Here is a 4899-nt window from a genome sequence, read left to right on the forward strand (position 1 = left end):
GCGGGGGGGGGGGCGCGGGGCCCGGCCCCCCCCCCGCGGCCGCCATGGCTCCTTCGGCCGATGTCCCGGCAGGGCGCAGCCGGAACACTGGCGGCACCGCGGCAGATCTCGCCGCCGCTTCCGGAGCCATCGCATGACCTCGACCTTCGCCCGCCCGAGCCAGCCCGCCGCCACCCACCGCACCGGTGCACCGCGGCTCGACCTCTACGGCCCCATCCACAAGGCCCTGCGCAGCGCCATGGGCGACACCCTGGCCCGCGTCGGCCGCATGGACGTCGCCGATGCGCAGGACCGCGCCGACGCGCTGGCCTGCCTCGACGACCTGCTCACGATGTGCAGCCAGCACCTGCAGCACGAGAACGAGTTCGTGCACACGGCCATCGAGGCGCGTTGCCCGGCCGGCTCGAGCCGTGTCGCCGAAGAGCATGCAGAGCACCTGGACAGCATCGCCGAGCTGCGCAGCGGGGCGGCGGCAGTCGCCGCGGCGACCGGGGCCGACGCGGACCGTCTCGCGCACCGCGTGTACCGCCACCTCGCCCTCTTCGTCGCCGAGAACTTCCAGCACATGCACATCGAGGAGACGGTTCACAACGTCCTGCTGTGGGAGCACTACAGCGACGCCGAGCTCGAGGCCCTGCACGGCCGCCTGATGGCGAGCATCGCGCCGCAGGAGCAGCTCGAGGCCGCACGATGGATGCTGCCGGCGTGCACGCCGGCCGAGCGCGCCGGCATGATCGCGGCAGCGCGCGTGCAGATGCCGCCCGAGGCGCTGCTCGGCGTCCTGGCGACGGTTCGCCCGCACCTCGATGCTGGCGGCTGGGCGAAGCTCGCGGCGGCGGCCGGCGTGTCTGCCGACCTCCCGGCCTGAGGACACCAGCCGCCACCTGGAGAGAGAGCCACCATGAAGAGATGGATCAGACGCACCGCGATCGGCGCGGTGCTGCTGGTTGCCGCTGCGGGCACGGCGTTCGTGGTCGCCGCCGGGCTGGGCGAACGCAAGCTCGACCGGACGATCGAGGTCGCGGTCGCACCGGTCGCCTACCAGGAGGGCGCCGCGGTCGTCGAGCGCGGCCGCTACCTCTTCGCGTCGCGCGGCTGCGCCGACTGCCACGGCGCCGACGGCGGCGGCCACGTGGTCGTCGACGACGGCAAGGGCATGCGCGTGCGTGCTCCCAACATCGCCGTCGGCGCGCCTGCGGTGGCGTCGTACACGCCGGTGGACTGGGTGCGCACGATCCGCCACGGCGTCAAGCCGAACGGCCGGCCGGTCCTCATCATGCCGAGCGAGGACTGGAACCGCCTCACGGACGCGGATGTCGCCGCCCTCGTCGCGTACACGCGCCAGCTGCCGCCCGCGAAGGGCGGCGGCGCCGAGATCAGCCTGCCGATGCCGGTGAAGGCGCTCTACGCGGCCGGGCTCATCCGCGACGCGGCCGAGAAGATCGACCATCGCCTGCCGCCGGCGCAGCCGGTGCCCGAGGCGGTGAGCCTGGAGCACGGCGCCTACGTCGCCAACGGCTGCATCGGCTGCCATGGCGCGAAGCTGACCGGCGGCAAGATTCCCGGCACGCCACCCGATTGGCCGCCGGCGGCGCGCCTGCGCCCCGGCGAAGGCAACGCGATGGCGCGCTATCCGACGCCGGAATCGTTCGCGGCGATGCTGAAGACCGGCAAGCGGCCCGACGGCAGCAGCGTCAGCGCCGTGATGCCCTTCGCTGCCCTGGGCGCGATGAGCGACGTCGACGTGCGGGCGCTCTACCTGCACCTGCGCGCCCTGCCCGAAGGCTCGTAGCGCCGTGCGCGCTCAGCCGTCGGTCGAAGGCGCCCTGCCTTCGGCGGCCGGCGGCTTCTCGGTCGAGACGATGGCGCGCACGACGCGCTGCGGGAACGGGATCTCGACCTTCTCCTGGCCGAGCAGGTCGAGGACGGCCAGGTTGACCATCGACTTGACGTTGCCCGTGCCGTTCTCCGAATCGCGGATCCAGAAGTTGATGCGCAGCTCCATGCCGTCGGCGGAGAAGGCCTCGAGCTGGACCAAGGGGGCGGGGTCCTCGATCACCCGCGCCACCGCCGCAACCGCGGCCTCGAGCTTCGGCTGCAGGGCCCGCACGTCGGTTCCGTAGGCCACCTGCACCGCGGTCTGCACGAGCACGCGCGGATCGGCCAGCGACAGGTTCTCGACCCGGGTCGTGATCAGCGTCTCGTTCGGCACGATGGCCTCGCGGCCGGCGAGCGAGCGGATCAGGGTGTAGCGCGTGCGGATGTCGGTGATGCGCCCCTCGAAGGTGTCGACCTTGACCATGTCGCCGATGCGCAGGCTTCGCTCGGCGAGGATGACGAAGCCGCTGACGTAGTTGGCGGCGATCTTCTGCAGGCCGAAGCCGATGCCGACACCGAAGGCGCCGCCGAGGACGGAGAGCGCGGTGAGGTCGATGCCGACCGTCGACAGCGCCACGAGCAGGCCGACGAAGAGGAGCAGCGCGCGGACCAGGTTGGCGGCGATCTTGCGCAGCGACAGGTCGTGGCCGGCGCCGCCGGAGAGCAGGCGCCGCTCGAACGCCGCGGAGATCCACAGGGCCACGACCATGACGAAGGCCGCGGTGATCGCGCCTTCGAGCACGTTGCGCAGGTTCACCTGCGTCTTGCCGACCTTCCAGCGGACGGCCTCCATCTCGTCGAGCACCATCGGCGAGACGCCGGTGACCCACAGCACGACGGCGATCCAGGCGATCCACGAGATGCTGCGCTCGACCGTCCGCACCCAGCTCACGGCGGGGAAGGTGCGGCTCAGCACGCGCACGCTGAGGCGGATGACGACCAGCGAGACCAGCACGGGAATCGCGACCTGGAAGACCGCCGGCCGGATCGTTCCGGCCAGGGCCACGCGCGCGCCGAACGCGAGGGCGAGCGCGAGCACCGGGAAGAGCACGCCGTCGACGATGTAGTCGCCGAACCAGACCGAGGCGACCGGCTTCCGGCGGCCGCGTGCCACGCGAACGACGAGCCAGGCGACGAGAAGGCAGGCGACGAGGATGCCGAGTTCGGCGACCGCGCCGGGCCGGGTCAGCGCGGCGAGGAGTTCCTCGAACTCGCGTCGGTCGAAGGAACCGGCCACCGGCGGATCGGTGGCGTCAGGGCGCCAGGAGGACGCGGATGTGGGCGGCGACGCTGCGCGCCAGCGCGCCCAGGTTGTAGCCGCCCTCGAGGCACGAGACGATGCGGCCGCCGGCGTGCTTGTCGGCGACGGCCCGGATCTGCTGCGTGATCCAGGTGTAGTCGGCCTCGACGAGCCCGAGCTGGCCGAGCTCGTCGTCGCGATGGGCGTCGAAGCCGGCCGAAATGAAGATCATCTGCGGTCGGAACGCATCGAGCCGCTCCATCCAGTTCTCCTCGATCAGAGCGCGGACCTGCGGCCCGCGCGCATAGGGCGGCACCGGCACGTTGACCATGTTCGTGCCCTTGGGCACGGCGCCGCTGTACGGATAGAGCGGGTGCTGGAAGATGCTCGCCATCAAGATGCGCTCGTCGCCGGCGACGATGTCCTCGGTGCCGTTGCCGTGGTGGACGTCGAAGTCGATGATGGCGACCCGCGCCAGGCCGCGGACGTCGAGCGCATGGCGCGCCGCGACGGCGATGCTGTTGAAGAAGCAGAAGCCCATGGCCTGGTCGCGCGTCGCGTGGTGGCCGGGCGGGCGGACAGCGCAGAAGGCGTTCTCGATGCTGCCGTCGATGACCGCATCGGTGGCGGCGACGGCAGCGCCGGCGGCACGCGAAGCGGCGGCCAGCGTGCCGGGGGCGGCGATGGTGTCGGGGTCGATGGCGCAGCGCTCGCTGCTCCGGCTCACCTGTTCGAGCACGTCGCGCAGCTCGGCGACGAAGAGGCTCGAGTGGGCGAGGGCGAGGTCGGCCGGGTCGACCAGGGGCGCCTCGCGACGCTCGAGCGCGGCGCCGAGGCCGGAGGCGATCAGGTAGTCCTCGATCGCATCGAGCCGCTCGGGGCACTCCGGGTGACCGCGGCCCATGTCGTGGCCACGGCAGTCGGAATGGCTGTAGAAGGCCGTTGTCATCGCTCTTTCGAAGGCGGGGATTTCTAGTAAGGTCGCTCGATGAGCCGACCCTTGACCGCCCAGCTGTCCGAACTCGTCAGCCAGATCGGCACGATCATTGTAGGCAAGCGCCCGCAGATCGAGGACTGCGTGGCCTGCATGCTCGCCGGTGGCCACCTCCTCATCGAGGACGTTCCCGGCGTCGGCAAGACGACCCTGGCGCACGCGATCGCGGTCTCGCTCGGCCTGCGTTTCTCGCGCACCCAGTTCACCGCCGACCTCATGCCGTCGGACCTGATCGGGGTCAGCGTCTACGAACGCAGCAAGGAAGCGTTCGTCTTTCACGCCGGGCCCGTTTTCGCGCAGGTGCTGCTCGCCGACGAGATCAACCGGGCCGGGCCCAAGACGCAGAGCGCGCTGCTCGAGGCGATGGAAGAGCACCAGGTCACGGTCGAGGGCGAGACGCGAGCCCTGCCGGCACCGTTCTTCGTGATCGCGACGCAGAACCCGACCGACCAGCTCGGCACCTACCCGCTGCCCGAATCGCAGCTCGACCGCTTCCTCATGTGCATCACGCTCGGCTACCCGGACCGGGCGAGCGAGCGCGAGCTCCTCGCCGGCGTCGACCGGCGTGCCGCCATCGCCCGGCTGCGCACCGTGATGACGCCGACCGAGCTGCTCGCCGCGCAGGCGGCGGTGCAGAAGGTGCACGCGTCCGACGCCCTGCTCGACTACCTGCAGGCGGTGATCCAGGCGACGCGCTCCGGGACCTGGTTCGCCGAGGGCCTGTCGCCGCGGGCCGGCATCGCCGTGCTGCGCGCTGCGCGGGCGCGCGCCCTGCTCGGCGGCCGCG

Annotated in this window: 5 protein-coding genes; 3 read left to right on the forward strand and 2 right to left on the reverse strand. The window is 71.9% G+C overall.

The window, feature by feature from the left end; all coding sequences use genetic code 11:
• Positions 1-133: 133 nt before the first annotated feature.
• Both AC30N0_RS16820 and AC30N0_RS16825 read left to right on the forward strand, forming a co-directional pair.
• Positions 134-868: a hemerythrin domain-containing protein gene (locus AC30N0_RS16820; RefSeq protein WP_489519046.1), complete on the forward strand. Its 735-nt coding sequence runs from the start codon at positions 134-136 to the stop codon at positions 866-868.
• Between the two features lie 33 nt (positions 869-901).
• The gene (locus AC30N0_RS16825; protein WP_489519047.1) at positions 902-1792 is read left to right on the forward strand and encodes a c-type cytochrome; all 891 of its coding nucleotides are present in this window, start codon (positions 902-904) and stop codon (positions 1790-1792) included.
• A gap of 12 nt (positions 1793-1804) precedes the next feature.
• Here AC30N0_RS16825 and AC30N0_RS16830 read toward each other — a convergent pair whose 3' ends face one another.
• Together AC30N0_RS16830 and AC30N0_RS16835 are read right to left on the reverse strand one after the other, a co-directional pair.
• Entirely contained in the window at positions 1805-3115 is a 1311-nt protein-coding gene (locus AC30N0_RS16830; RefSeq protein WP_489519048.1) for a mechanosensitive ion channel family protein, read from the reverse strand.
• 16 nt (positions 3116-3131) lie between these two features.
• Positions 3132-4067 (reverse strand): histone deacetylase family protein, encoded by a 936-nt coding sequence (locus AC30N0_RS16835; RefSeq protein WP_489519049.1) that lies wholly within the window; start codon positions 4065-4067, stop codon positions 3132-3134.
• A gap of 39 nt (positions 4068-4106) precedes the next feature.
• Between AC30N0_RS16835 and AC30N0_RS16840 the strand changes: the two genes are divergently transcribed.
• Positions 4107-4899 (forward strand): AAA family ATPase (locus AC30N0_RS16840; RefSeq protein ID WP_489519050.1); only part of this gene is annotated, 793 nt, incomplete at its 3' end.

The organism is Rhizobacter sp., from assembly GCF_031412495.1.
Lineage (GTDB): Bacteria > Pseudomonadota > Gammaproteobacteria > Burkholderiales > Burkholderiaceae_C > Schlegelella_A.